General features: G+C 69.5%; 21 protein-coding genes. 10 read left to right on the top strand and 11 right to left on the bottom strand.

The genetic code is table 11. From position 1 onward, the window contains the following. Window positions 1–117: 117 nt before the first annotated feature. Together QSK25_RS35645 and QSK25_RS35650 are read left to right on the top strand one after the other, a co-directional pair. On the top strand, window positions 118–801 hold the full coding sequence (locus QSK25_RS35645) for an SRPBCC family protein (protein ID WP_285644949.1): 684 nt from the start codon (window positions 118–120) through the stop codon (window positions 799–801). After that, window positions 798–1,619, top strand: coding sequence for an alpha/beta fold hydrolase (locus QSK25_RS35650; RefSeq protein WP_285644954.1), 822 nt, complete (start codon window positions 798–800; stop codon window positions 1,617–1,619). Before QSK25_RS35645 ends, QSK25_RS35650 begins: the two co-directional genes overlap by 4 nt. Here the strand turns inward: QSK25_RS35650 and QSK25_RS35655 are convergent. Genes QSK25_RS35655 through QSK25_RS35665 form a run of 3 tightly spaced genes read right to left on the bottom strand, consistent with a single transcriptional unit; the run spans window position 1,529 to window position 3,764 of the window. Further along, on the bottom strand, window positions 1,529–2,734 hold the full coding sequence (locus tag QSK25_RS35655) for an MFS transporter (protein WP_285644957.1): 1,206 nt from the start codon (window positions 2,732–2,734) through the stop codon (window positions 1,529–1,531). The two genes, QSK25_RS35650 and QSK25_RS35655, sit on opposite strands and share 91 nt — an antisense overlap. Before the next feature lie 28 nt (window positions 2,735–2,762). Beyond that, the gene (locus QSK25_RS35660) at window positions 2,763–3,341 is read right to left on the bottom strand and encodes a Pr6Pr family membrane protein (RefSeq protein ID WP_285644959.1); all 579 of its coding nucleotides are present in this window, start codon (window positions 3,339–3,341) and stop codon (window positions 2,763–2,765) included. Window positions 3,342–3,365: 24 nt separating this feature from the next. After that, window positions 3,366–3,764, bottom strand: coding sequence for a DUF2000 domain-containing protein (locus QSK25_RS35665; RefSeq protein WP_285644961.1), 399 nt, complete (start codon window positions 3,762–3,764; stop codon window positions 3,366–3,368). Between the two features lie 50 nt (window positions 3,765–3,814). Here QSK25_RS35665 and QSK25_RS35670 point away from each other — a divergent pair, with 50 nt between their 5' ends. Next, complete coding sequence (locus tag QSK25_RS35670) at window positions 3,815–4,576, top strand: AraC family transcriptional regulator (RefSeq protein ID WP_285644963.1); 762 nt, start codon at window positions 3,815–3,817, stop codon at window positions 4,574–4,576. Between the two features lie 4 nt (window positions 4,577–4,580). Beyond that, window positions 4,581–7,166, top strand: coding sequence for an ATP-binding protein (locus QSK25_RS35675; protein ID WP_285644965.1), 2,586 nt, complete (start codon window positions 4,581–4,583; stop codon window positions 7,164–7,166). Window positions 7,167–7,330: 164 nt separating this feature from the next. Here QSK25_RS35675 and QSK25_RS35680 read toward each other — a convergent pair whose 3' ends face one another. Then, a complete protein-coding gene (locus tag QSK25_RS35680; RefSeq protein ID WP_285644967.1) occupies window positions 7,331–7,927 on the bottom strand; it encodes a DUF305 domain-containing protein in 597 nt (198 codons plus the stop codon). A gap of 4 nt (window positions 7,928–7,931) precedes the next feature. Continuing rightward, a complete protein-coding gene (locus QSK25_RS35685) occupies window positions 7,932–8,684 on the bottom strand; it encodes a lytic polysaccharide monooxygenase (protein WP_285644969.1) in 753 nt (250 codons plus the stop codon). Window positions 8,685–9,043: 359 nt separating this feature from the next. Here QSK25_RS35685 and QSK25_RS35690 point away from each other — a divergent pair, with 359 nt between their 5' ends. The 3 genes from QSK25_RS35690 to pip all read left to right on the top strand — a co-directional run bounded on the left by QSK25_RS35690 (window position 9,044) and on the right by pip (window position 11,112). After that, window positions 9,044–9,436, top strand: a complete 393-nt coding sequence (locus QSK25_RS35690) for a hypothetical protein (RefSeq protein ID WP_285644971.1) — start codon at window positions 9,044–9,046, stop codon at window positions 9,434–9,436. Window positions 9,437–9,510: 74 nt separating this feature from the next. Then, the gene (locus QSK25_RS35695) at window positions 9,511–10,053 is read left to right on the top strand and encodes a DUF305 domain-containing protein (RefSeq protein ID WP_285644973.1); all 543 of its coding nucleotides are present in this window, start codon (window positions 9,511–9,513) and stop codon (window positions 10,051–10,053) included. Window positions 10,054–10,164: 111 nt separating this feature from the next. Continuing rightward, window positions 10,165–11,112 carry a prolyl aminopeptidase gene (gene pip / locus QSK25_RS35700; RefSeq protein ID WP_285644975.1) on the top strand — a complete coding sequence of 316 codons (948 nt, stop codon included), beginning with the start codon at window positions 10,165–10,167 and terminating at the stop codon, window positions 11,110–11,112. Here the strand turns inward: pip and QSK25_RS35705 are convergent. From QSK25_RS35705 to QSK25_RS35715, 3 genes are all read right to left on the bottom strand, one after another. After that, window positions 11,109–12,653 carry a tannase/feruloyl esterase family alpha/beta hydrolase gene (locus tag QSK25_RS35705; RefSeq protein ID WP_285644978.1) on the bottom strand — a complete coding sequence of 515 codons (1,545 nt, stop codon included), beginning with the start codon at window positions 12,651–12,653 and terminating at the stop codon, window positions 11,109–11,111. The genes pip and QSK25_RS35705 overlap by 4 nt on opposite strands. A gap of 81 nt (window positions 12,654–12,734) precedes the next feature. Continuing rightward, window positions 12,735–14,708 (bottom strand): APC family permease, encoded by a 1,974-nt coding sequence (locus QSK25_RS35710; RefSeq protein WP_285644980.1) that lies wholly within the window; start codon window positions 14,706–14,708, stop codon window positions 12,735–12,737. 26 nt (window positions 14,709–14,734) lie between these two features. Next, entirely contained in the window at window positions 14,735–16,864 is a 2,130-nt protein-coding gene (locus tag QSK25_RS35715) for a bifunctional diguanylate cyclase/phosphohydrolase (protein ID WP_285644982.1), read from the bottom strand. Window positions 16,865–17,228: 364 nt separating this feature from the next. On the opposite strand from QSK25_RS35715, the gene QSK25_RS35720 reads away from it, so the two are divergent. Next, window positions 17,229–19,898 (top strand): AfsR/SARP family transcriptional regulator, encoded by a 2,670-nt coding sequence (locus QSK25_RS35720; RefSeq protein ID WP_285644983.1) that lies wholly within the window; start codon window positions 17,229–17,231, stop codon window positions 19,896–19,898. Between the two features lies 1 nt (window position 19,899). Here the strand turns inward: QSK25_RS35720 and QSK25_RS35725 are convergent, their stop codons facing one another. The 3 genes from QSK25_RS35725 to QSK25_RS35735 are packed head-to-tail and all read right to left on the bottom strand — an operon-like array spanning window position 19,900 to window position 22,316. Continuing rightward, complete coding sequence (locus QSK25_RS35725; RefSeq protein WP_285644985.1) at window positions 19,900–20,754, bottom strand: M23 family metallopeptidase; 855 nt, start codon at window positions 20,752–20,754, stop codon at window positions 19,900–19,902. A 13-nt stretch (window positions 20,755–20,767) separates the two neighbouring features. Next, window positions 20,768–21,883: a C40 family peptidase gene (locus QSK25_RS35730; RefSeq protein ID WP_285644987.1), complete on the bottom strand. Its 1,116-nt coding sequence runs from the start codon at window positions 21,881–21,883 to the stop codon at window positions 20,768–20,770. A 1-nt stretch (window position 21,884) separates the two neighbouring features. Continuing rightward, window positions 21,885–22,316: a hypothetical protein gene (locus tag QSK25_RS35735; RefSeq protein WP_285644988.1), complete on the bottom strand. Its 432-nt coding sequence runs from the start codon at window positions 22,314–22,316 to the stop codon at window positions 21,885–21,887. A 246-nt stretch (window positions 22,317–22,562) separates the two neighbouring features. On the opposite strand from QSK25_RS35735, the gene QSK25_RS35740 reads away from it, so the two are divergent. After that, a complete protein-coding gene (locus QSK25_RS35740) occupies window positions 22,563–23,219 on the top strand; it encodes a DUF2306 domain-containing protein (RefSeq protein WP_285644991.1) in 657 nt (218 codons plus the stop codon). An 89-nt stretch (window positions 23,220–23,308) separates the two neighbouring features. After that, window positions 23,309–23,947, top strand: a complete 639-nt coding sequence (locus QSK25_RS35745) for a peptidylprolyl isomerase (RefSeq protein WP_285644993.1) — start codon at window positions 23,309–23,311, stop codon at window positions 23,945–23,947. The last annotated feature ends 125 nt before the right edge of the window (window positions 23,948–24,072 follow it).

Below are 24,072 nucleotides of genomic sequence, written 5' to 3' on the forward strand. Positions count from 1 at the left end.
GACGACCAGAACGGAACCTCCGACAATTTTTTTTGTCAAGACGAGCTTCACTGTCTTGACGAAGAGAATCGTCGGGAGCAGGATGGCACCATCCACGAACCGGGAAGAGGAGAGCTGATGGGCCACGAGTTCAGGAGCACCGACGAGATGGAGGTGCCGGCGTCCGTCGAGGACGTGTGGACGGCCATCGCCACCGGACCCGGCATCGACTCGTGGTTCATGGGCCGCAACGAGGTCGAGAACGGCCAGGTCAAGATGGCCTTCGGCGGCTACACGCCGACCAGTGGGATCACCGCCGAGGAACACCTGAAGCACTTCGCGTACGACTCCGGCAAGGCACCTGACGGCCGGTTCGTCGCCTACGAGTTCCTCGTCGAGGGCCGTGACCACGCGAGCACCGTGCTGCGGATGGTCACGAGCGGTTTCCTGCCCGGCGACGACTGGGCCGACGAGTTCGAGGCCATGACGCTCGGTGGCGCGTTGTTCCGCCGCACGCTGCTGGAGTACCTGACGCACTTCCCCGGCCGCACGGCCCGTCCGCTCACGGTCTTCGGGCCGATGATCAGCGACTGGGACGAGGCCTGGAAGAAGCTCGACGCGGCCGTCGCCGAGAAGCTGCCGGACGCCGTCGAGTTCCACCGCAACGCCCACACGGTGGCCCTGCGCACCGACAAGGCCATCTACCGGTTCATGCGCGGCTTCTTCGGGCCGGTCATCGCCGCGCACCACGTCTTCGAGGGCGACGAGTCCGAACAGGACTGGCAGGACTTCCTCGACAGCACCTTGGGAGAGCAGAAATGACGCGCTTCACGACTTCCGCCGACGGCACCGAGGTCGCGTACTCGATCACGGGCTCCGGTCCGGCGCTGGTCCTCGTGGACGGCGCGATGTGCCACCGCATGTTCGGCCCGTCGACCGAGCTGGCCTCGGTGCTGGACAAGAACTTCACGGTCTACACCTACGACCGGCGCGGTCGTGGCGAGACCGGTGACGGCGCGACGCCGTGGTCGCTGGAGCGCGAGATCGAGGACATCGACGCGGTCATCAAGGAGGCGGGCGGCAGCGCGTTCGTCTTCGGCGTCTCCTCCGGCGCGGTGCTCGCGATGGAAGCGGCGTCGAAGCTCCCCGGCATCTCCCGGCTCGCGCTCTACGAGGCGCCGTTCGTCGTCGACGACACCTACAAGCCGCGTCCGGCCGACATCGTCGGGCAGATGAACGACATGCTCGCGCGCGGCGACCGGGGCGGGATGCTCTCGACGTTCATGAAGATGGTGGGCGTGCCCGGGATCGGGCTCGCGGTCATGAAGCTGACGCCCGTGTGGAAGAAGCTCAAGCCCGTCGCGCACACCCTGCCGTGGGACCTCACGATCCTCGGCGACGACGGCCGCGGCACGAAGCTGCCGGCGGACCGCTGGACCGTCAAGGTGCCGACGCTCGCGATGGACGGCGGCAAGAGCCCCGAGTACCTCCGCAACACCATGAAGAACGTCGCGGAGGTGCTGGGAGCGGAGCACAAGACGTTGCCCGGTCAGACGCACATGTACAAGTCGTCGGTCATGGCACCGGAGTTGGTGGCGTTCTTCGCACGGGCCCAGCGCACCGCCGGTCCCATCGCGTAGCCCGCCACGACGAACAGCCCTCCGACCGCGAGCCACCCGAGCGCTCCCCAGCCGAGCACGACGGTGGTGAGCAGGGCGGGGCCGACCATGCGCGCGACGGCCGTCCCGGTCGCGAAGAAGCCCTGGTACTGGCCCTGCCGGTCGGCGGGTGCGAGGGCGAAGCTGATCTCCCACGCCCCGGAGGCGAGCATCATCTCGCCGAGCACCTGCAGCGCGGCGGCCGCGACCAGCAACGCCGCCGCGGGCCAGGCGCCGAAGCTGAACGCCGTCACCGCGAACACCGCGCAGGACGCGAGCATGACCAGTCCGGCGTGCCGCACGAGCGTCGAGGCCGCGCCCAGCCCGGTGGCCCGGCGGGCGATCCGCACCTGGAACAGCACGACGGCCGCGGTGTTGAGCACCAGCAACCCGGCCGCGAGCCACGTCGGCGCTTCGGTGCGCTGCACGATCCACAGCGGGATGATCAGGCTGAGCAACGGCATGTAGAGCAGCATCACCGCGTTGATCAGCGTCACCAGCGCGTACGGACGGTCCTTCAGCACGTCGAACTTGCCCTTGGCCCTGGTCATCACGGTCTCCGGCACAGTGCCGAGCACGGCGGCCGCGATCAGGAACGCGACGACGTCGAGCACGAACACGGCCGTGTAGGCGATCTCGGTGCCAAGGTGCAGCGCGAACCCGCCCGCCGCCGCGCCGATCGCGATGCCCGCGTTGGCGGTCGACTGGATCCGTGCCCGGACCCGCGTGCGTTCCCCGGGAGTCGTGAGGCCGGCGAGGAGTGCCTGCCGGGACGCCTGCAACCCGCTCTGAAAGCTCGCGTACAGGCACATGACCACCACGAACGCCGCGAAGTTCCGCGTGCACAACAGGATCCCGATGCTCGCGGCCGTCGCGAGGGCCAGCATTACGGCCGTGGTCCGCGGCCCCAACCGGTCGGCAACGTGTCCCAACGCGACCCCGGCGACGGCTCCGACACCCCACGCCAGCGTGAGCGCCAGGCCGACCTTCGCCGCGCTCAGGCCCACGACCTGGGTGAAGTAGAGGGCCGAGACGACGAGGAAACCGCCGTCCCCGATGGAGTTCGTCAGCTGCGCGTACGCGAGTCGCCTGGTCATGCCTCTGACCGTAGGTCGACCATTGGCCCTAGCTGCGGGACAAAGTCGCAGACTTTCTCTGGGCCAATTTGGTGCCGGCCCAGGACACCGCGAACGACAGCACGACGAACACGACCGTCACGAACACGCAGCCCAGGGCCACCGAGCCGTAGCCGTTCGCGCGCGGGTCCATGAACGGGTACGGGTACCAGCCGACGATCGGGCCCCTGACCAGCGTGTACACCAGGTACGCCGCCGGGAACGCGAGCCAGGTCCACCACCGCCGCGTCTTCTCCGGCGCGAGCAGCCACTCCACGACGACGAGGATCGGCACGATGATGTGCAGCACCCAGTTCGCGTACGCGGGCGTCTGCACGTCGATGCCTCTCAGCAAGAACTGGTACACGAGCCCGGTCGTGGCCATGTAGACCACGGCCGCGCCCCTGATCTGCGCCGACACCGGCTGGAACACGCCGAGCAACGCCACCACCGCCGCGAGGACGTTGGACAGGATCGTGAAGAAGCTGAAGTGGTTCACCGGCTGGAACCGATCTCCCAGCACGATCATCAGGTAGACCTCGGCCGAAAGCACCAGCAGGAACACGGCCATTCGGAGCAGCTTGATCACGCCGAGAATTAGAACCCGGTTTCGTCAGGGGTGCATCCGCGCGCCCTTGAAGATCTTGTCGACCGCGTTCTTCTGGCCGTGCACCGCGATTCCGACCAGGTCGAGGTCCCGCGTGTGCACCTTGCGGACGGCCGCGCGGTTGTCCTCGTCGTTGCCGGTGGCGAACAGGTCGGCGGTGAAGATCGTCATGGCCTGGTCGCGGTTCAGCGCGCGTTCGTGGGCCTTCTTGAGCAGCTCGGCGTCACCCTGGAGGACGACCACGGGCTGGCCGAACATCGGCAGGTACCGCACGTCGTCGGCATCGGTGTACGGCTCGCCCCTGAGGGTCTCGGGCAGGCCGCTGACGAGGAAGGCGGTGACGTTCAGCGCCTGCCAGCCGGCCAGGTCGTCCCGCAGCAGCACAGCGATCTTGGTGTCGAACATGGGTGCCACGATCGTGGGCAGGTGGCCCGGCGGTCTTGTACGTTCCTGACATGAGCACGACCGCGTGGAAACCCGCGGTGGACGGCATCAAGGAGGCCTTCCACGCATCGTTCACCACGCACGCCTATCCGACGCACACGCACGACGCGTGGACGTTGATGGTGCTCGACGACGGCGCCGTGACGTACGAACTGGACCGCCACGAACACGGCGCGCTCGTCTCCGCCGTCACGCTGTTGCCGCCGCACGTGCCGCACGACGGCCGGTCCGCGTACCCGACGGGATTCCGCAAGCGCGTGCTGTACCTGGACGGCACGGTGCTGCCGGACGACCTGATCGGCAAGGCCGTCGACACCCCGATGCTGCCCGATCCCCTGCTGCGCCACCGGGTGCACCAGCTGCACCTCGCGCTGGACGAACCGCTGGAGGCGGCGTCGCGGCTCGCGTTGATCGCCGAACGCCTCCGGCACCGCTTCGCCGGCACCGCACCGGTCGTGCACGCGGACCCGACGCTCGCCGACCGGCTGAGGCAGTTGCTGGACGCCTCGCTGCCTTCCGGGATCTCGCTGGCCGACGCCGCGCAGGAGTTGCAGACGAGTCCGACGCACCTCGTGCGGGCGTTCAGCCGCCGGTTCGGGCTGCCGCCGCACAAGTACCTGACCGCGCGCCGGGTGGACCTCGCCCGCGGCTACCTGGTCGAGGGGCGGCCCGCGGCGGAGGTGGCGGTGCTGGCCGGGTTCCACGACCAGTCGCACCTCACCCGGCACTTCCGCCGGGTGCTGGGTACGAGCCCCGGCCGCTTCGTACGCTGACACCGTGCACATCGGCATCCTCGGGCCCGTTGAGGCGCACTCGCCCGACGGCAAGGTCGCGGTGGGTGGTCCGCGGCCGCGCACCCTGTTGGCACTGCTCGCACTCCGGGTGGGGGACATCGTCCCGCTCGACCGGTTGGTGGACGAACTCTACGGCTCCGTGCCACCCGCGGACGCGGCGAACGCCCTGCAGGGCCAGGTGTCCCGGCTGCGGCGGGCGCTCGGGGACGCCGCGCTGGTCGAGTTCCACCCGGCCGGCTACCGGTTGGCGTTGCGTGGTGAGCAGGTCGACGCGCACCGGTTCGCCGTGCTGGCGGCGGAAGGCCGCCAGGCACTGGAGGCCGGGGACGTTCGCGGCGCGGAATCCCTTTTGTCGGAGGCGCTTCAGCTGTGGCGCGGTCCTGCGCTCGCCGACGTTCCGCTCGCCGATCACGCTGTGCGCCTTGAGGAACAACGGTCTGCGGCCTTGGGGTCGTTGACCGCCGCCCGCCTCCGGCTCGGCACCGCCGACGTCGCCGAGATCCAGGAACTCGTGCGGCAGCACCCGCTGGACGAACGGCTGCGCGGCTTCCTCGTGCAGGCCCTGCACCAGCAGGGCAGGCAGGCCGAGGCGTTGCAGGCGTTCGAGGACGCCCGTTCCGTGCTCGCCGACGAACTGGGCGCCGACCCGTCCGCCGAACTGCGGGCCGTGCACCTCCAGGTGCTGCGCGGCACGACCCACCGCGAGCCGCCGGCCCAGCTGACGAACTTCGTGGGACGCCAGGAAGAACTGCGCCGGATCAAGGCGCTGACGTCCCGGCTGATCACGCTCACCGGCCCGGGCGGCGCGGGCAAGACCAGGCTGGCGCTCCAGGCCGCCGGCCCCGGGGCGATCTTCGTGGACCTCGCACCGGGAAGGGACGCCGCGGCCGCCGCGCTGCAGGCGTTGGGGCTCAAGGAAACGGTGCTGGAGCCGGAGGAACGGCTGGTGCTCGCCCTGCGCGAGCGCTCGGCGTTGCTGATCCTCGACAACTGCGAGCACCTGGTCGTCCAGGCCGCTCGACTCGCCGGGCACCTGCTCAGCGCGTGCCCGTCGGTGCGGATCATCGCGACGAGCAGGGAGCCGCTCGGCATCACCGGCGAGACGCTGTGCCCGGTGCCGCCGCTCGACCCGGCGCAGAGCGCCGAGCTGTTCGCCGACCGCGCCCGGCTGGTCAACCCGGCGTTCGTGCGCGACGAGCACACCGCCGAGATCTGCCGCTCGCTCGACGGCCTGCCGCTCGCGATCGAACTGGCCGCGGCACGCACCCGGACGTTGACGACCGCCGAGATCGCGCTGCGGCTGAACGACCGCTTCCGCCTGCTCACCAAGGGAAACCGCGCCGCCGCACCCCGGCACCGGACGTTGCGCGCGGTCGTGGAGTGGTCGTGGGACCTGCTGTCCGACGAGGAACGCGACCTCGCCGCGTGCCTCGCGACGTTCAGCGGCGGGGCGAGCCTGGACGCTGTCGAATCGGTGTGCGGTCACGACATCGAGGTGCTGGACGCCCTGGTGGACAAGTCGTTGGTCGAGGCCGCCGACGGCCGTTACCGGATGCTGGAGACGATCCGGGAGTTCTGCGCGCAGCACAAACGCGTCGACGCCGCACACGCGGCCTACTTCGCCGACCTCGCTCTCCGAGCTGATCCCGAACTGCGCCGAGGGGACCAGGTCCGCTGGTTCTCCAGGCTGACCGCCGAGCACGCGAACCTGGTGCAGGCCCTCGACTGGGCCACGGACGCCGATCCCGCGCTGGGACTCCGGCTCGTCAGCGGCCTCGCCTGGTACTGGTACGTGAAGGGCAGCCGCGCGGAGGTGCGGGGCCTGGCGCTGCGGCTGCTGGCGCGCGTGCCCGAGGAGTCCACAGAGGACTATGCCGTCCTGCTGGCACTGGCCGCCCCGGAACGCGTGCAGGACAGGCTGGTGGGGTTGCGCGGCCCGATCAGGCAACCGTTCGTGCTCATCGCGTGGGCCATGCTCTCCGGGCCACCCGGACCGGACACGCCGCGCACCGAGCTGCAGGACGAGATCGAGCGCAGCGACGACCCGTGGATCCGCGGCCTGCTCGGCTTCAGCAACGCCTACACGGCCTGGACCGCCACCGGTGACAGCCCGCGGGCGATCGCGCAGGCCCGCGAGGCGCTCGCGTTGTTCCTGGACCTCGGCGAGCGCTGGGGCGCGGCCCAGGTCCTGGACGTGCTGGCCACCATCACCGAGGACCGGGCCGAGGCGCTCGCCCTGACCGACCAGGCGATCGCGGCCATGGCGGAACTCGAGGCCAAGGAAGAACTCGCCGAACTGCGGGGCCGCCGGGCAGACCGGTTGCTCGACGTGGACGAGGCCGCGGCGGAACGGGACTACCTGCTGGCGCTGGAGATGGCGACCGAGGCCGGCCTGACCGCGACCAGGGCGCTGGCGCACACCGGGCTCGCGGAGATCGCGGCGCGCCGGGGTGACCGCGGGCAGGCCGAAAGGCTCCTGCGCCTGGCGCAGCAGGAGCTCGGGGTCGGGTGGATGCACGCGTCGGCGCAGCAACGGGTCGAGGCCGCGCTCAGCGACCTGACCCGCTGACGTTCAGGAGCCGCCGCCGACACCTGAACCGCTGCACGCGCCGACGTTCCGGCTCCGGCCGCACACCGCAACTCGCCGCCGACGTCCAGGCCCCGGCCGCACAACAGAACCCGCAGCACCCCACCGACGTCCAGGCTCCAGCCGCACACCGCAGCCAAGCCTTCCTACACGCCGCCGATGATCTTCAGCATCTGCTGGATCTGGCCCTGCCGGGACGTGACCACGCGCTCGGCGTAGGCCGTCGCCTCGGGGTTCTGCCCGTCCTTCTTCTCGGTGAGGGCCATCTCCACGCCGGCACCCTGGTGCCCGGTCATGAGGTTGAGGAAGACCTGGTCGAACTCGGCCCCGCTCTTGTCCTTGGTCTCGTTGATGACCTTGTCGTCGAGCAGCGGCTGACCTCCGTGCGCGGCGTGCAGGTTCGCGCCGTCGCCTTCGGGCTTGTCCCAGAGCTTCAGCCACGACTTGAGCATCGTGAGCTCCTCGCGCTGCGTCACGTCGATCGCGCTCGCGAGGTCCTTCGCCTCCTTGCTCTCCGCCTTCGCGATGCCCACCTGCGACAGGCTGATGCCGAGCTGCAGGTGGTCCACCATCATCTGCACGAACGTCACGTCGGCGTCGTTGAACCTCGCACTGGCACCCGGAACGGGTGGTGCGGCGGAAGAAGCGCCGTGCCCGTGAGCCGCTGGGCTCTCCGGCACGACCGCCTCTCCGCCGCACCCCGCCAGCGCCAGGACCGCGACCGCGATCACCAGGCGCTTCATCGGATCAGATCTTCTCCCAGAGCGCCGCCACGTTCGGCGGTTCCCAGCCGGTCAGCGAGGTGTGCGCCTGACGGCAGCGGTAGCTCGAGCCGCCGTAGGTGACGGTCGCGCCGGCCGCGTACGACGTGTTCGCCGCCCACGTGCCGCCGGCCGGCGGCTGCTGCGTGCTCGTCGTGGTGGTGGTCGTCGTCGGAGGACGGGTGGTCGTGCTGGTGGGCGGCGGGGTCGTGCCGCCACCACCGCTGATGTTCAGGTCGATGCACGAGTAGAACGCGTTGACGGTGTCGCTGATGTTCCAGATCGCGATGAGCTTCTGGCGACCGGAGAAGCCGCCGAGGTTGATCTGGTGCGTGGTCGGGTTGTTCGGCTGCTGGTTGTTGCCGGAGAAGTAGCCGACGCGCGTGCCGCCGATGAAGTACTCGTAGTCGCGCGTGGCGTGCCGGGCAGTGAAGGTCCAGGTCAGCGACAGGGTCTGACCGGTGTTCGTGACCTTCCAGGGCAGCGAGTCGTTGTTGAGGGGAGCGAAGCTGTCGTTCGCGCCGCTGCAGTTCTTCAGGCCCTTCGGGCCCTCGGCGCTCTGCGGTTCGTACTTCGCCTGGCCGCAAAGGCTTTCCGCGATGTCGCCCCTGGCGCACTGCGCGGAGCGGCTCGCGGGTGACGACACGTAGCCGTGCGCACTCGCCGAACCGACCGGCGTGATGAGGACGATGGCGGGCACAGCGGCCAGGACGAGCGCCGCTTTACGCATGAGTTTCATTGCTTCCGAACTCCTTGGATCGTTCCCAAACGGGTGGACCCGTAGGCAGGGGGCGGGAACCGGGAGCGTTCGATGATTGCTCACCGATCCAGTTTCGGTTTGTGGTCTAGACCATAAACCGGTGTTCAGAAACTGGTCAAGATGTCACCGGACATGAGCCGGAAATCGGTGCACGGCAACAAGTCCACGTCGCGCAGTGGTCTTGTCTGCGCCATTCGGGTCATCACAGGGACCCGATCGGAGCACTGAAACCGTTCAGTGACTGGGTATCCACGACCATGCGCGATTTCGACGAGCCCAGCAGGGCGGCGGGTCCCGGCGTCGTGGCCGACGGACCCTCAGGCGCCGCAACGGTACTCGTGATCGATCCAGCCGGCGAAGCCCTCCACGACGAGATCCCCGCGACCTGGCGCCCGCTGGCGGAGAGCGTGCGGGTCGTGTGGCTGCGCGTGCCCGCCGCGCCGGGCTGGAAGTCCACAGTGGACGAGGTGCTGACCAGGCACCACGACGACACCCGGACCGTGCTGGACGTCGTCACGAGCGGCCCGATCGCCGCCGACGTGCTGGACCTCGTGGCGGGTCACCCCGACCTCGTCCGCTCGGTCTTCGTGGTCGACCCCGAGGTGCCGGTGGAGGCCACGTTCGCCCAGGTCATCCCGCACAGCAACGCCCTCGTGGCACCCCTTCCGCTCGGCCACCCGGACGTCGTCAGCGGGGTCGTCGCGGCCCTCGACCAGCGCCGAACCACTTAGGTTCGGAAAGTTTCACTGAACCGGACACTTCGGCCACCCGTATCCCTCGGCAGGGAACCGAGACGGGAGGCTTCATGCGAGCGCGTCTGCTCATCATCGTGCTAGGGCTGCTTGCGCTGGTCGGATGCTCATCCGCAGGTGGCAGCGGCTCCGCCGAACCGGCGGCGAACGAGGCCGACGCGATGTTCTCGCTGCAGATGATCCCGCACCACCGCCAGACCATCGAGATCGCGAAGGTCGCCATGGAGAAGTCCAAGGACGAGTTCGTGGTCAACGTGGCCGACAAGATCGCGACCGCCGAGGCGGGCGAGATCGAGCAGATGGCGACCTACCTGCGCAGCTGGAACATCCAGGTGCCGGGTGACGACGCCGCCGCCGCGCACAAGATGGCGGGCATGATGACCGCCAAGGACGTCGAGGCGCTCAAGGCTGCCAGCGGCAAGCAGTACGACGACCTGTTCCTCGCCACGCTGTCCCGCCACCTCCGCAGCGGTGTCGACATGGCGAAGTCCGCGCAGGCCAAGGGTGAGCACATCGGTTCGAAGGCACTGGCCGGCAAGATCATCGTGTCGCAGACCGAGGTGCTGGACCAGATCGCCACCAAGCAGAAGTCCTGACGCACCAACGACTCCACACGTCCACCGCCGTCACGGCAGTGGACGTGTCGGCGTGTCCGGACCCCGGAAATCGACTCGCCGTCCCGCACGCCCGGCAATAGCCTCGCGCGCATGTACCCACAGGTGGAGCCCTACGCACAGGGCATGCTCGACGTCGGCGACGGCCAACTCGTCCACTGGGAGGCGAGCGGCAACCCGGACGGCAAACCCGCCTGCGTCTTCCACGGCGGTCCCGGATCAGGACTGAACACGCGATGGCGGGAGGACTTCGACCCCGACCATTGGAACCTGGTCCTCTGGGACCAGCGCGGCACGGGCAGGAGCACCCCGCCGGTCGCCGACCCGGCGACGAGCATGGAGCACAACACCACCCAGCACCTGATCGACGACGCCGAGAAGCTCCGCGACCACCTCGGCATCGAGAAGTGGCTGCTGGAAGGCGGGTCCTGGGGTTCCAGCCTGGTCCTCGCCTACGCCATCCAGCACCCCGAGCGCGTCACCGAAATGATCATCCCCGCGGTGACCACCGGCCGTCCCGCGGAGATCGAGTGGATCACCCGTGGCCTCGGCCTCTTCTTCCCGGACCACTTCGACGCGTTCATCGAGGGCGTCCCCGAGGAAGACCGCGACGGCAACCTCGCCGCCGCCTACAACAAGCTCCTCAACTCGCCCGACCCGGCGGTCCGCGCGAAGGCCGCGCACGACTGGAACAAGTGGGACCTCTCCACCATCACCGGCGGTGACAACGACTTCGCCGGCACCCGGTACGAGGACCCGGTGATGAGCTACCAGCTCGCCAGGACCGTGACGCACTATTGGGGCAACGGCTGCTTCATGGAGCCGGACCACATCTTCGAGAACCTGCACCGGCTCGCGGGCATCCCCGGCGTCCTCATCCACGGGCGCAACGACTTCGGCGGGCCGCTGCACACGGCCTGGGAGGTCGCGAAGAGGTGGCCCGACGCCGAGCTCGTGATCCTGAACGACGCCGGGCACCTCATCATGGAGGGCAACAGCATGGACAAGGCCATCGCCGCCGCCATCGAGAAGTTCCGCTAGGGAGCCACCGGGCCTGACCTGTACAGGTCCTCCCCCGCCCACCTGATCCGGTCGTCGAACCCGAAACCGGGTGCGGCGACGAAGTTCCCGGCGTCGTCGATCGAGCCCGAGCCGGTGTACCTCGCCCGCAACGGGTACGGGAACACCGGACGGGTGCGCACGACCTTGCCGTCCTGGTCACGCCCGGTCGCGATGATCTTCAAGGGCACCTGGCCGCCCTCGACCCACGACACGAGCGCGCGGAACGGGTCGAAGTCGGTCAGCGTGTCGCCGCCCGAGCAGTGCCACATCGACGGCACCACGAAAAGCCGTGCGTAGGACGGGTTCTTGCCGCCGGTGAGCCGCTGCCAGTAGTCGAGCGTGCCCTCGAACGGGATGCCCTGGTCGCCCGCGCCGTGCCAGAGGATCAGCTTGCCGCCCGCCCGTTCGAACGCCCGCAGGTCGAGCGAGAGCGAGTTCGCCTTCACCGTCTCCGGCACGAGCCGGCGGAACTCGCGGGTGGTGAACTCGAACCCCTCCAGCGACGAGCCCGGCTTGCCGATCGGGTGGACGAGGTTCTTCAGGCCGTTGTCGGCGAGTTCGGGCGCGATGCCGCGGCCGAGCCCCTCCGACGGGTTGAGCCAGAACGTCCACGAGATCTCCGACCCGTACGGCTGGCCGCCGGGGTAGAGCCGCACGCCGTTGTCGGACGGGCCCGCGTACAGGCGCCTGACCCGCGCGATCTCGTCGTCGGTGAGCTGTCCGGCGAGCGTGCCGGGATCGAACCTGCAGAGCCTCGGGTCCTCGATCTGGCCGTCCACCAGACCGTCGTTGCCGTCGCACGCCTTCATCACGGCGGCGTGCAGCACGAAGAGCTTGTCGTTCGGGATGGTGTTGCGCGCGATCCACGCCTGGTAGCCGATCAGCGCGGTGTAGTAGGACCCCGGTGCGGCGGCGATGACGCCGTCGAAGTCACGCGGGTAGCGCTGGGCCAGCAGCAGGCCCTCGCGGCCGCCGTTGGAGCAGCCGTTGAAGTACGACTTCACCGGCGGCTTGCCGTAGAAGACCGAGATGATGTGCTTGGACACCTTCGACAACGCGTGCGGCGCGCGGAAGAAGTAGTCGTCGCGGGCCTTCTGGTTCGAGGCGGCCCAGGTCGTGTCGAACGGGTTCTCCGGCGGTGCCTGGTGCCCGTCGTCGGTCGCGGCCACCGCGGCGTCCCCGAACGCCGGGCCGCAGCCGGACGGGAAGTCCGGGTCGTCGACGACCCCGCAGAAGCCGCCGCAGCCGTACTGGAGGTAACGGCCCTGGTAGCCCTTCAGCGGCAGCTTCAGCTGGAAGCCGATGGCGGGTTCGATCGTGCCCCGGACGTCGCAGAACTCCTTGTCACCGGACACGATCCGCGCCGACGTGACGCGGGTGCGGGCGTCCGGGACGTCGAACGACCGCACGAGTTCGGCGCACGATCTGACGGTCCTGCGTCCCGATGATCCGACGGCCGGTGCGGCCCCGGCACCCGCCGTCCCCAGCACGACGAGCAGCACGAGCAGCTTGCGGAACATGGCGTCCTCCCCCTGATGTAGGACGTACCGGTGCCGCGGCCCGAAGCGTTACCGGACGCGGCACCGAGGGGAGTGTTCCAGCTATCCGACGTGCACGCGTGGCCTTCGGGACGGATCCTCCTCAGCCGAGCGGATGATTTCGCGTACGACCGGAGGCGTGTCGCCGCGGCCGAGGATCAGGTAGCGGAACAGGTGGCCGAGCGGGTTGCCCTCGGACCACTCGAAGTGCGCGTGCGGGATCACGCCGGTCGAGTCGCGCAACGCGAGCAGGATCGCCGCGATGGCGTTCGGCGCGGCGGGGGCGGAGGCGCGCAGCACGCGGTGCCCGGCCACCTCGACGCCGGACACGCACAGGACGTTCGAGAACGCCGACGGGTCGACGATGTCGATCTCCAGGAAGATCACGTCCGCCGTGCCGGGCACCGGGTTCATGCCGCGCTGCTCGGTCTCCTTCTCGACGTACTCGGCCTCGTCCCCGGTCTGGCGGCGGTTCGCGATCAACGTGATGCGGCCGTCGTTCGCGATCGTCTCGGTGATGAACCGGCGGGCCTGCTCGTCGAACTCGATGCTGTCGACCCGCAGCTCCGTCGTGCGCGAGATCCGCGACACCAGGGAGATCACGACGATGCCGATGATGAAGCCGATGGAGATCGTGATGCCGTCCGGCTTCTCGATGACGTTCTCCACCAACGCGTACAGCAGCACCAGCGTCAGCACGGTGAACCCGATGCCCGCGCCGCGCTGCTTCTTGCGCCACGCCGAGACCGTCACCGCGAACGATCCGGAGACCATCATCGCGAGGATGCCCGTCGCGTACGCGCCGGCCTGCGCGTTCACGTCGGCGTTGAAGATGATCGTGATGATGATGCAGATGACCGTGTAGACGATCACCACCGGGCGGACGGCGCGTCCCCATTCCGGCGCCATGCCGTAGGACGGCAGGTAGCGCGGGACGATGTTGATGAGCCCGGCCATCGCCGACGCACCGGCGAACCACAGGATCAGGATGCTGCTGATGTCGTAGACCGTGCCGAACGCCTCGCCGAGCAGTTCGTGCGCGAGGTAGGCGAGCGCGCGGCCGTTCGCCGGGCCACCGGGCGCGAACTTCTCCTGCGGCACCAGGACGGTCGTGATGAACGACGTCGCGACCAGGTACACCGACATGATGAGCGCGGCCGTCGTCAGCAGCTTGCGGGTGTTGCGGACGCGGCTCTCCAGCCGTTGCTCCGGCGTCTTCCCGTCCGCCGACACCAGCGGCATCATGCTCACGCCGGTCTCGAAGCCGGACAAACCGAGCACCAGCAACGGAAAGGCCAGGATCGCGGGCCCGACGACACCGAAGAACCCGTCGCCGTGCGCTCCCAGCGCCGAGATCCAGCGGTCCAGGGCGTCCGGCGTCGCGAAGACGTCCACGAGCCCGACCACGGCCACGACGGCGTTCAACGCGAGGAACACGGCCACCAACGGGATCGCGACGCCCACGGCCTCGCTGAAGCCCATCAGGAAGACGCCGCCGAGGATCACCAGCAGGATGATCGTGAGCCACAGTTCGGTGCCGTGCAACGCCGCCGGCACGTACGGGTTCTCCAGCGCGTGCACCGAGGCGTCCGCGGCGGACAGGGTGATCGTGATGATCCACGACGTCGCCACGAACCCGAGCAGCACCAGCACGAAGATCTTGCCGCGCCAGAACGGCAGCAGGTCCTCCAGCATCGCCACGGACCCCTGGCCGTTCGGGCTCTCCTTCGCCACCCGCCGGTACATCGGCAGCATGCCGAGCAACGTCAGCGCCACGATCAGCAACGTCGCGAGGGGCGAGAGGGCTCCGGCGGCCAGCGCGGCGATGCCGGGGAGGTACGAGAGGGTGGAGAAGTAGTCGACGCCGGTGAGCGTCATGACCTTCCACCACGCGTGCGGCTCGGCGTGCGACTCGTGGCTCTCCGGGCCGCTCGGTGCCACCCGGTCCGCGAGCAGCCACCTGCCCAGCGGTCCGCCGGGCGGCGCCGGTCGTTCCGGGCTCGGCACCTCGGCGGGGATGGCGTACTCCGTGCTCATGGCGAGAGCATGGCACGGTCAGTCGATCACGGCCTGAAGTCGGCCGGGAATCCTGCTTCCTGCACGGACAAACCGGACGGACGCAGCATTCCGATGCTGCCCTGCGTGTGCAGGTCGAGGAACATGTCCACTACGTCCGGATCGAACTGTTCGCCGCGACCGGCCCAAAGTTCCCGCCGTGCCCGGTTCTCGTCCAATGCGGTCTGATGTGGACGGTTCGACCGCATCGCCGCCCAGGCGACGCACACGGACAGGATGCGTGCTTCCGCACGGATGTCGGCGCCGCGCAACCCGTCCGGGTACCCACCGCCGTCGTACCGCTCGTGCTGCTGCCTGATGACGTGCGCGACGCCCGCGAACCCCGGCACCATGCGCGCGAGCCGGTAGCCGAAGTCAGGGTGCTGGCGCAGCAGCCGCCATTCCTCTTCGGACAGTGCGCCCGGTTTGGTCAGCACGACCTCGGGAATGATCACCTTGCCGATGTCGTGCAGGCGCCCGGCGAGCTGGGTGACGCGGATCGTGGGCGCGTCCAGGCCGAACTCCCCCGCCGCCACGCCGGCCCAGCGCGACACCGAGCGGCTGTGGTCGTAGCGGTGCAGCCAGCCGTCCACGCGGTCCGCGACCTGGCAGAGGAACTCCGCCATCGCGCCGTCGGTGTCCGGATCGACCGCGGGCAACGGCTCGGGGCCGACCGCGATCCTGTTGCGCCCGGCCGCTTTCGCCGCGTACAGCGCGCGGTCCGCGATCACCACGATGTCGTCGGGACCGTCGCCGTGGGTCGGGAAGCTCGCCGAACCGACCGAGACCGTGACGAACAACGGGATGTCGTCGTTGCCCGCGTTGACCGGGATCGGCTTCTCCGCGACGCGTTCGCGCAGCCGGTTCGCGATGACCGACAGCCGGCCGGGGCCCGCGTCCGGGACGAGCAGCGCGAACTCCTCGCCGCCGTACCGGGCGAGCACCTCACCGGCGCGCGAGGCGGCGCGCAGCCGGGCCGCGACCTCCATCAGCACGTCGTCCCCGGCGGGATGGCCGTAGTTGTCGTTGATGGACTTGAAGCGGTCGACGTCGATGATGAACACCGCGACCGAGCCGTCGTTGCGCCGTGCCCTGGATATCTCCAGCGGCAGTTGCGCCTCGAAGAACCGGCGGGTGTGCAGGCCGGTGAGGCTGTCGGTGATCGCGAGCTTGCGCTGGTCGGCGACGAGGCCCGCGAGCCGCGCGATGATCAGCAGCGACAGCACCGCGCTGCCCACCGCGATCACCAGGACGTCCTGCGACGACTGGCCGACGTCGTGCACCAGCATCAGCACGGGGGCGGCGAGGACGGCCGAGCACAGCGCGATGATCCGGCCGCGACTCAGGCCGACGTCCTTGACGTGCGCCCGGTCGACGAGCCGCGCCATCGTCGGGTGCAGCGCCGCCGCGCCGATGCACAGGTTCGCGGAGAGCCAGATGGCGTCGAGGAAGTTGCCCGCGTGGTAGCTGCCGTCGAGGCGCTGCAGCACGTAGATGGTGTCCGCGGTCAGGATGCCGAGCAGGTTGCACGTCAGCAGCACGAACGCGCGCGGCCGCGGCCCGGCGCCGAAGATGAGCCGCAACGCGACGACGAACAGCGCCAGGTCCATCATCGGGTAGCCGAGCGAGGCGATCTTGACCAGCACCGGCGAGGTGAGGCGGGCCTGCGGGCCGATGACGTAGAGCCAGGACGCCATGCCCGCGACGACCGCGAGGACGGCGGCGTCGAGCAGGCTCGGCAGGTCGAGTCCGGGGGTGCGCCGGCGGATCAGCAGGATCACGCCCGCGACCATCAACGGGTAATGCCCCAGGTAGAAGATGTCCGCGTAGGACGGGTAAACCGTGTGCTCGAAGATGTAGTGAGATGCGTAGAACGTGAGGTCGGCGATCGCGTAAACGACCTGGCTCAGTGCGAGGAACACCCACGGCCTGCGCCATTGGGGCCGGTTGCGCTTGACACCCGCGAATGTCGCGATGGCGGCCGAAGCGCTGATCGTGCAGTAGAGCACCACCCGTACCGTTTGCCCCGTTGTCCCCGCAGGGCTGACCGGAATCAGGTAGTAGAGGCCCAGCAGCAGGTGACCCGCCACCAGGTACATCCACCACGCTCCGGTGCGGCCTGCACGGAAGATGGTCACACGAGACCCCTCGTTCTACGACTTGGTCGAGCCACGTGATGATGCCCGACTCGGGATGATCGCGGCACCGCCGTTACTCCAATGAGGTGATCCACCAATACGGACGCTACCGCAAATCCCTGTTCTGTTTTCCGCTACCACCACGACGTTGATCTCGCACTTCGCCGATCCGTCCCACCGAGTGGTCCCCCGAACGATTTTCGCACGACTTTTCGCAGCTCGGCGCGGATTCGTGCACCTTGTACCACTGATATTCCCGACCTCCCGGCCGGTAAGCAGTTTGCACAACGTTCGTCGTTGACCGTTGCTGGAGTGCAAGTTGCAGAACAGAAGCCAGTTCGTGATCAACGACTATCGTGTGGCCGTGGACGGCGTTCGGTTCGGGGTGCTGGGGCCGCTGCTCGTCACGCACGAGGGGCGCGTCGTCCGCGTTCCCGCAGGCCAGCCGCAGCAGGTGCTGGTGTTGCTGCTGCTGCACGCCGGCCAGTCCGTCAGCGTCGACCACCTCATGTCGGTGCTCTGGGAGGGTGATCCCCCGGTCAGCGCGCGCAAGGCCGTGCAGGTGCACGTCTCGCAGTTGCGCAGGGCGTTGAAAGATCTGCCCGGTGTGTCACTGGAGTGGACCCGGCAGGGCTACCGGCTCGTCATCCCGCCGCGCTCGCTCGACCTCGAGCTGTTCCGGGACGCGGCCGACCCCGACGAGGCCCTGGGGTACTGGCGCGGCCCGGCGCTCGTCGAACTGACCACGAACACGCGGTTCGCGAGCCAGCTGGAGGAGGAACGGCTCGCGGCGACCGAGCGCCGAGCCGACAAGGCGATCTCCGAGGGCCGGCACCAGGAGGTCGTCGCTGAGCTGACCGGGCTGGTCACCGAGCACCCGACCCGCGAACGGCTGCGCGGCGCGCTGATGGTGGCACTGCACCGCGGCGGACGGCAGGCGGACGCGCTGCGGACGTACGACGAGGGCCGCCGGCTGCTGGCCGACGAGCTCGGCATCGACCCCGGTCAGGAGTTGCGGGACCTGCACACGGCGATCCTGCGGGGCGACATCCCCGCGGTGCCGCGCGAGCTGCCCGCGCGGCCGGAACCGTTCGTCGGGCGGCTCGCGGAGATCGAGCTGATCACGTCGTGCGCGGACCCCGTGATCGCCGTGCACGGCCCCGGCGGCCAGGGCAAGAGCGCTCTCGCGACCACCGCCGCGCACGCGCTGGCCGGGCGGTTCCCGGACGGGCAGCTGTACGTCGACCTGCACGGCGCCACCCCCGGCCGGTCACCGCTGCGGCCGGCCGAGGTGATCCGGCGGTTCCTGCGCGCGCTCGGGACGCCGCCGCTGGCCGTGCCGGCCGACCCCTCCGAGGCCGCCGCGCTCTACCGGTCGGCGCTGGCGCGGCGCAGGGTGCTCGTGCTGCTCGACAACGCGGTCGACGCGGCGCAGGTCGTGCCGCTGCTGCCGGGCGAGCCGGGGTCGACGGTGCTGATCACGAGCCGCCGGATGCTCGCGACGCTGAGCGCGCGGCACGTGCGGCTCGACCCGTTGCCCGAGTCCGACGCCGTGCGGTTGCTCGGGGACGACGGCGAGGCGGCCCGGCAGGTCGCGCGGGCCTGCGACCACCTGCCGCTGGCGCTGACGATCGCGGCGGCGCGGCTGCGGTCGCGGCCGGACTGGACGACGGCGACGCTGGCCAGGCGGCTCGCGGACGAGCGGCACCGGCTGGACGAGCTGGACTTCGACGACCTGGCGGTGCGGTCGAGCTTCCGGATGGGCTTCGAGGGGCTGTCCCCCGCGTCCACCAGGGCGTTCACCCTGCTGTGCAGCCTCGCCGTGCCGACCGTCGGCGAGCCGGTGGCACGGGCGTTGCTGGGCCAGGACGACGTGGACCGCGCGCTGGACCCGTTGGTGGACGCCAAGCTCGTGGAACCGTGCGGGCCGGAGCGGTACCGGGTGCACGACCTGCTGCGGTTGTTCGGTGCCGAGCAGGTCGGCGGCGAACGGGAAGCCGCGCTCGCCCGCGCGTTGGCGCACTACCGCTCCACCCTCGCGGCGGCGCTGAAGAAGCTGCGGCCGCACGCTTACGGCGCGCTCACGCATTCGCTGGCGCAGCAGGACATCGACGAACCGTTGCGGTGGTTGACCGAGGAGACCGAGAACCTCCTGGCGGCGGCGCGGTCCTCGGTGTCGTCGGCCGCGCCGGCGGAGCACGGGCTGGCGATCGCGCACATGCTCTACCCGCACCTGTTCAAGCAGGACAGGGTCGCGGACCTCGTGGAGCTGGGCGAGATCGCGGACCAGGCGGCGCGCACGCTCGGCACGTCGGCCGCGCTGCAGACGGCGTTGCTGGTGCGGTCGGCCGCGAACCGGCGGATCGGGCGGTTCGCCGACGCCCTCGCCCAGCTCGAAGAGGTGCTGCGGGCGCGGGCCGACGACCCGTTCGGGCAGGGCCGCGCGCTGGCCGGGATCGGTGGGATCCAGCGGGAACTGGGCGAGCTCGATGCCGCGGCCGCGACCCTGGCCCGCGCGATCGAGCTGACGGCGGAACACGGACCCGCTGGTGCGCAACGGGTTCCGTTGTCCGCGCTGGCCCAGGTGCACCAGGTCGCGGGCCGGTACGAGGAGGCACTCGACGCCGCCGAGCAGAGCCTGAAGCACGCGCGGGACCACGAGGACGCGGCCGGCACGGCGTACGCGTTGGCGTCGCAAGGACAGGCGTTGTTCAAGCTCGGTCGCTCGGGTGCAGCGGAAGCGGCGCTGAGCGAGTGCATCGAGCTGTGCCGGGTGACGGGCGAGCACAACGACGAGTGGCAGGCGTTGCTGTGCCGGGCGGAAGTCCTGCTGGCACTGGGTGATCGCGCACAGGCCACAAAGGACGCTCAACGCTGTCTGGAGATCACCGGTGCCCGTGGTGACCGGTACGGCGAGGGCGTGGCCTGGCTGGTGCTCGCGAAGGCGTCGGACACGCCCGCGGACCGGGCGGCCGAACTGCTCGGCACACCCGGTCTGCGAAGGGACAACCTGTTGGACAGCGTTCTCGGCTGACTCAGCCGCAGTGCTCGAAGGCGCTGGTGTAGGTGGAGGAACCGGCGTTGCCGCCCCACTTGACGCACTTGCCGGGCGCCTTCTTCTTCACCGGGCCGGCGTAGTAGCCGTAGTCACCGCGGTCGGTCGTGCGGGCATCGCCCTGGACCTCGAGGAACGAGCCGACGTCGGACGCCGAGCCGATCTTGGTGGTCTTGATCGTCACGACGCAGTTGTAGCCGTTGGAGGCGTTGTACAGCAGGGAGACGCGGCCACCGGTCACGTTGGCGCCGTCGATCACCTTGTAGCCGTCACCACAGGCCTCTTCGGGGGTGTACGGGTTGGTCTCGCCACCGCCACCGCACTTGTTGTTCGACTTGTAGTCCTTGGTGCCGTAGTACAGGATCGTCGACCCACCGAACTTGATCTTCTGCGGGGAGCCGTTCAGCAGCTGCTCGAAGTGCAGGTGCGCACCCGTCGAACCGCCGGTGTTGCCGACGTTGCCGATGGTCTGGCCCTGCGAGACGGCCTGGCCGACCGACACCCGCTGCGCCGACAGGTGGGCGTAGCGCGTCGTCCAGCCACTGCCGTGGTCGATCTCGATCCAGCGACCGTAGCTCGTGCTGCCCTCGTTGCGGACCTTGCTGACGGTGCCGGACGCGGACGCCACCACGGCGTCACCCTCGTCGGCGCCGCGGTTCAGGTCGAGGGCGAGCTGCGGGCTGTGGTTGGTGCGGGTCTGGCCCGACCACGTCTGCCCGCACGGGAACGGGAGCTCGAAGTTGGTGGCGGCGCTGGCCTGCGGGCCACCGAGCACCAGCACGCCCATCCCGATCGCGAGACCCGCGATGCCGGAGACGATTCTCTTGACGTTCATGGTTTTCCCCTCATCATCCGAAGATCCGGCGGACCTTCGTGTACGGCGTTCCGTGGCTGTTCAGATCGCTGATCCGGATGCTCTTGCCGTCACGTGGCGGCGAGGCTTCGAGGATCTTGTTGTCACCCAGGTAGAGGGCTACGTGTGTGGTGGAGTCGGAGTCGTTGTCGGAGCGCCCCCAGAAGACGAGGTCGCCCGGTTTGCGGTCGGCGATGGCCACCGCACGGCCCTTGGTGTGCTGCGCGCCCGTCCAGGCACCGATGTCGAGGCCCGCGCCCTTCCAGAAGGCGTGCAGCGTGAGGCCCGAGCAGTCGTAGCCGAGGCGGTTGTAGTCGTCGCCCTGCGATGGGTCGTTGTCCGGGTAGTGGTGCACGCCGTAGGACGCGCCACCCTTGCCGCCGGCTCCCCACGAGTAGAGATAACCCTTGTTGAGCTGGGCCTTCGCGGTGTCGATCACACGCCGGACCTTCTCCGCGTTCGTGCCGGTCGCCGGACCGGCCGGACCGTTGCTGCGACCGTGGACGGCGTTGCCCGGCGGCGTCTCCCCCGGCTCGATGCCGTCGGTGTCGCAGCGCGGCAGGCCCTGCACGTACCCGTCGGTGCCGGTGGTGAGGTAGTTGTCGGGCACCCACAGGTCATCGGTGGTGAGGTCCCAGATGGTGCCGCTCTCGGCCTGCGCCTGGCACTTGACCGGAACCTGTTGTCCCGCCCGGTACCTGTCGACGACCGAACCGGGCGCCGTCGCGGCGTCGCCCTTGTTCCTGCGGCCGTTGAGGTCGACCTTGGCGGGGAACGACTTCGAGGCGGCGCACTTCGGCAGCACCATCGTGTCCGAGGTGTTGCTGGTGTAGCCGTCCGGGATCCAGAGGCCCTCGGTGGTGAGGTCCCAGATCTTCTTGCCGCCGTAGTCGGGACCGGAGTCCTGGCAGACGACGTTCACCTTCTGCCCCTTGAGGTACATGTCGGCGACGCGCTTGGCCCCGACGGGCACGCCCGGGTCCTTGACGGTGCGGCCGTCGAGGGCGGTGGTGGCGGTGAACGTGCGGACCTCCGCCTGGGCGGTGCCGACGCTCGTGAGCGGTGTCAGCACGGCCAGGGCGGCGACCGCCGTGAGCACTGTCTTCCTCATGTCAGCACCGGACACTGGTGCGGGCGGTCGGGTGGTTGCTGCCCCACTTGATGTTGCCGACCGCGTGGGTGCAGACGTTGAGCGTGTTGGTGCCGGAAGACCAGTTGTCCGCCTTGTTGCTGATGCACTTCAGGCCTTCGAGCGAGTAGGGCGCCGACGAGCCGGTGGCGACCGAGACGCAGACCTCCCAGTTGGAGTGCGAGGAGCGGAAGCCCTCCCAGACGTAGGTGTAGGCCCAGTTCTTGCCGCAGGCGGCGAACTGCTTGACCGAACCGATCGTGACGCCGCCGCTCGTGATGTGCGCGGTGGTGCCGATCGGGGAGTGACTCCCGCAGCCGGGCACCGTCTCGGCGTTGGCGGGCGAGGTGATTCCGAGCATCGCGCCGCCGACGATCGCGGCCGCCCCTGCAACGCTGGCGATCCTGCTGAACATGCTTCTCCTTCAATGGTTTTCGCGCTGGGGGCGCTGGGTCAGTCGGTGACGTAGCCGGTCATGGGGAAGACCTTGCCGACCGCCACTCACAGCGACCTGACAGCTGCACCCCGTCAGGTGTCAGCGGGGTGTCAGAAGCGCAGGACAGCGCTGGTTTCAGGCCGTTGACCAGCAGCCCTTGCGCGCGGTGCGCGGACGTCAGCGAGCGGTGCGCGATCGGTCAGCGGGTGCCGCCACCGTGACGCCATGACGTGGTTGCGCAAGCCCTGGGTGGGCCCGTTGGCGTTCGTGGTGCTGGCTTTCGTGGCGTTCTCGCTGCCGCCGTACCTGACCGGTGATCGCTTGCAGTCGCGCGTGCAGTCGGACTGGGGACCGCACTACCCCCTGCTCGTGGTGCACGTCGTCTGCGCGTCGGTCGCCATCCTCACGTGCGTGGTGCAGATCTGGCCGTGGTTCCGTTCGAGGTTCCCCGCGTGGCACCGCCGCATCGGCCGGGTCTACGTGCTGGCGGGCGTGCTCCCCGCCGGGCTGTCCGGACTGGTCATCGGCTGGATGACGCCGTTCGGGCCGGTGGCGATGGTGAGCAACGTGCTGCTGGCGGTGCTGTGGCTGGCGTTCACCGGCCTGGCCTGGCGGGCGGCCCGGCAGCGCCGGTTCCGCGATCACCGCACGTGGATGATCCGCAGCTTCGTGCTGACCGTCTCGATCATCACGAACCGGATCTGGGGAGTGGTCGCGTTCCTGGCGTTCGCGGACCGGGTGCCGGAGGAGCAGCTGCCGAACACGATCGCGGGCATCTCGACGTGGGCGGGCTGGGTGGTGCCGTTGCTGCTGTCGCAGTGGTGGCTGGAGCGCAGGCCCCGGCGTGCCCCGGTCGAGCAGCGCGAGACCGTCAGCGTGTGAGCCACTCCCGGTGGAGCTCCAGCAGCACGGCCACCACCCCGATCCAGGTGGGCTGACAAGGCGTTATCCGGCGACTACGGTCGGCAGCCATGAGGCTACTGCTCGCTGTCCTGATGATGGTCGTCCTCGCCCCGGTCGCGTCCGCCGCGCCGGCCACCCCCACGGTCCGCTGCGAGTTCACCCCGACGCCGGAGAACCCGGCCGCGCGCCCGGTCCAGCCGCCGAACGCCGTCGTGCCCGCCCGCGGCACCGTGAAGGTCACCATCGTGACGAACTACGGCGTGGTGATCGCGAACCTCGACCGCGCCAACGCCCCGTGCGGCGTGGAGAACTTCGCCCACCTGGCGCGGAGCTGGTTCTACACGATGTCGCAGTGCTGGCGGCTCACCGACACCGCACGCCTCGGTGTGCTGCAGTGCGGTGACATCTACCGCGCCGAGGAGGGCGGGCCCGGCTACAAGTTCGCCGACGAGGTGACCGGGAAGGAGACCTACCCGCGCGGCACCATCGCGTACGGGAACCAGGGGCCCGGCACCAACGGCAGCGAGTTCTTCATCGTGCACTCGTTCGCGAACATCCAGCCGCTCTACACCGTGATGGGTCACGTCACGTACGGCATGGACACGCTCGACCGGATCGTGCAGGCCGGGATCGTGCCGCAGCCGGACGGCCTGCTCGACGGCGCGCCGAAGAAGCCGGTCCGGATTCTGCACGTGCTTGCCCACTAGTTGCTTGTTTTCGAAGTGGTCGCCGCTTCGTTGAAATGGCGACCACTGTGACAGGTGAATGACAGGCGAAAATCCGGTACGCGATCTCGATCACAGCCCCCACCTGCACGAATTCACCCGTTCGA

The organism is Lentzea sp. NBRC 102530 (assembly GCF_030269365.1).
Taxonomy (GTDB): domain Bacteria; phylum Actinomycetota; class Actinomycetes; order Mycobacteriales; family Pseudonocardiaceae; genus Lentzea.

Coding starts and splice junctions, on each gene's coding strand:
- QSK25_RS35725 (WP_285644985.1), bottom strand. CDS start 20,754: ATGAACGTCAAGAGAATCGTCTCCGGCATCGCGGGTCTCGCGATCGGG.
- QSK25_RS35730 (WP_285644987.1), bottom strand. CDS start 21,883: ATGAGGAAGACAGTGCTCACGGCGGTCGCCGCCCTGGCCGTGCTGACA.
- QSK25_RS35735 (WP_285644988.1), bottom strand. CDS start 22,316: ATGTTCAGCAGGATCGCCAGCGTTGCAGGGGCGGCCGCGATCGTCGGC.
- QSK25_RS35655 (WP_285644957.1), bottom strand. CDS start 2,734: ATGACCAGGCGACTCGCGTACGCGCAGCTGACGAACTCCATCGGGGAC.
- QSK25_RS35705 (WP_285644978.1), bottom strand. CDS start 12,653: ATGTTCCGCAAGCTGCTCGTGCTGCTCGTCGTGCTGGGGACGGCGGGT.
- QSK25_RS35740 (WP_285644991.1), top strand. CDS start 22,563: ATGACGTGGTTGCGCAAGCCCTGGGTGGGCCCGTTGGCGTTCGTGGTG.
- QSK25_RS35645 (WP_285644949.1), top strand. CDS start 118: ATGGGCCACGAGTTCAGGAGCACCGACGAGATGGAGGTGCCGGCGTCC.
- QSK25_RS35670 (WP_285644963.1), top strand. CDS start 3,815: ATGAGCACGACCGCGTGGAAACCCGCGGTGGACGGCATCAAGGAGGCC.
- QSK25_RS35650 (WP_285644954.1), top strand. CDS start 798: ATGACGCGCTTCACGACTTCCGCCGACGGCACCGAGGTCGCGTACTCG.
- QSK25_RS35665 (WP_285644961.1), bottom strand. CDS start 3,764: ATGTTCGACACCAAGATCGCTGTGCTGCTGCGGGACGACCTGGCCGGC.
- QSK25_RS35685 (WP_285644969.1), bottom strand. CDS start 8,684: ATGAAACTCATGCGTAAAGCGGCGCTCGTCCTGGCCGCTGTGCCCGCC.
- QSK25_RS35680 (WP_285644967.1), bottom strand. CDS start 7,927: ATGAAGCGCCTGGTGATCGCGGTCGCGGTCCTGGCGCTGGCGGGGTGC.
- QSK25_RS35695 (WP_285644973.1), top strand. CDS start 9,511: ATGCGAGCGCGTCTGCTCATCATCGTGCTAGGGCTGCTTGCGCTGGTC.
- QSK25_RS35710 (WP_285644980.1), bottom strand. CDS start 14,708: ATGAGCACGGAGTACGCCATCCCCGCCGAGGTGCCGAGCCCGGAACGA.
- QSK25_RS35745 (WP_285644993.1), top strand. CDS start 23,309: ATGAGGCTACTGCTCGCTGTCCTGATGATGGTCGTCCTCGCCCCGGTC.
- pip (WP_285644975.1), top strand. CDS start 10,165: ATGTACCCACAGGTGGAGCCCTACGCACAGGGCATGCTCGACGTCGGC.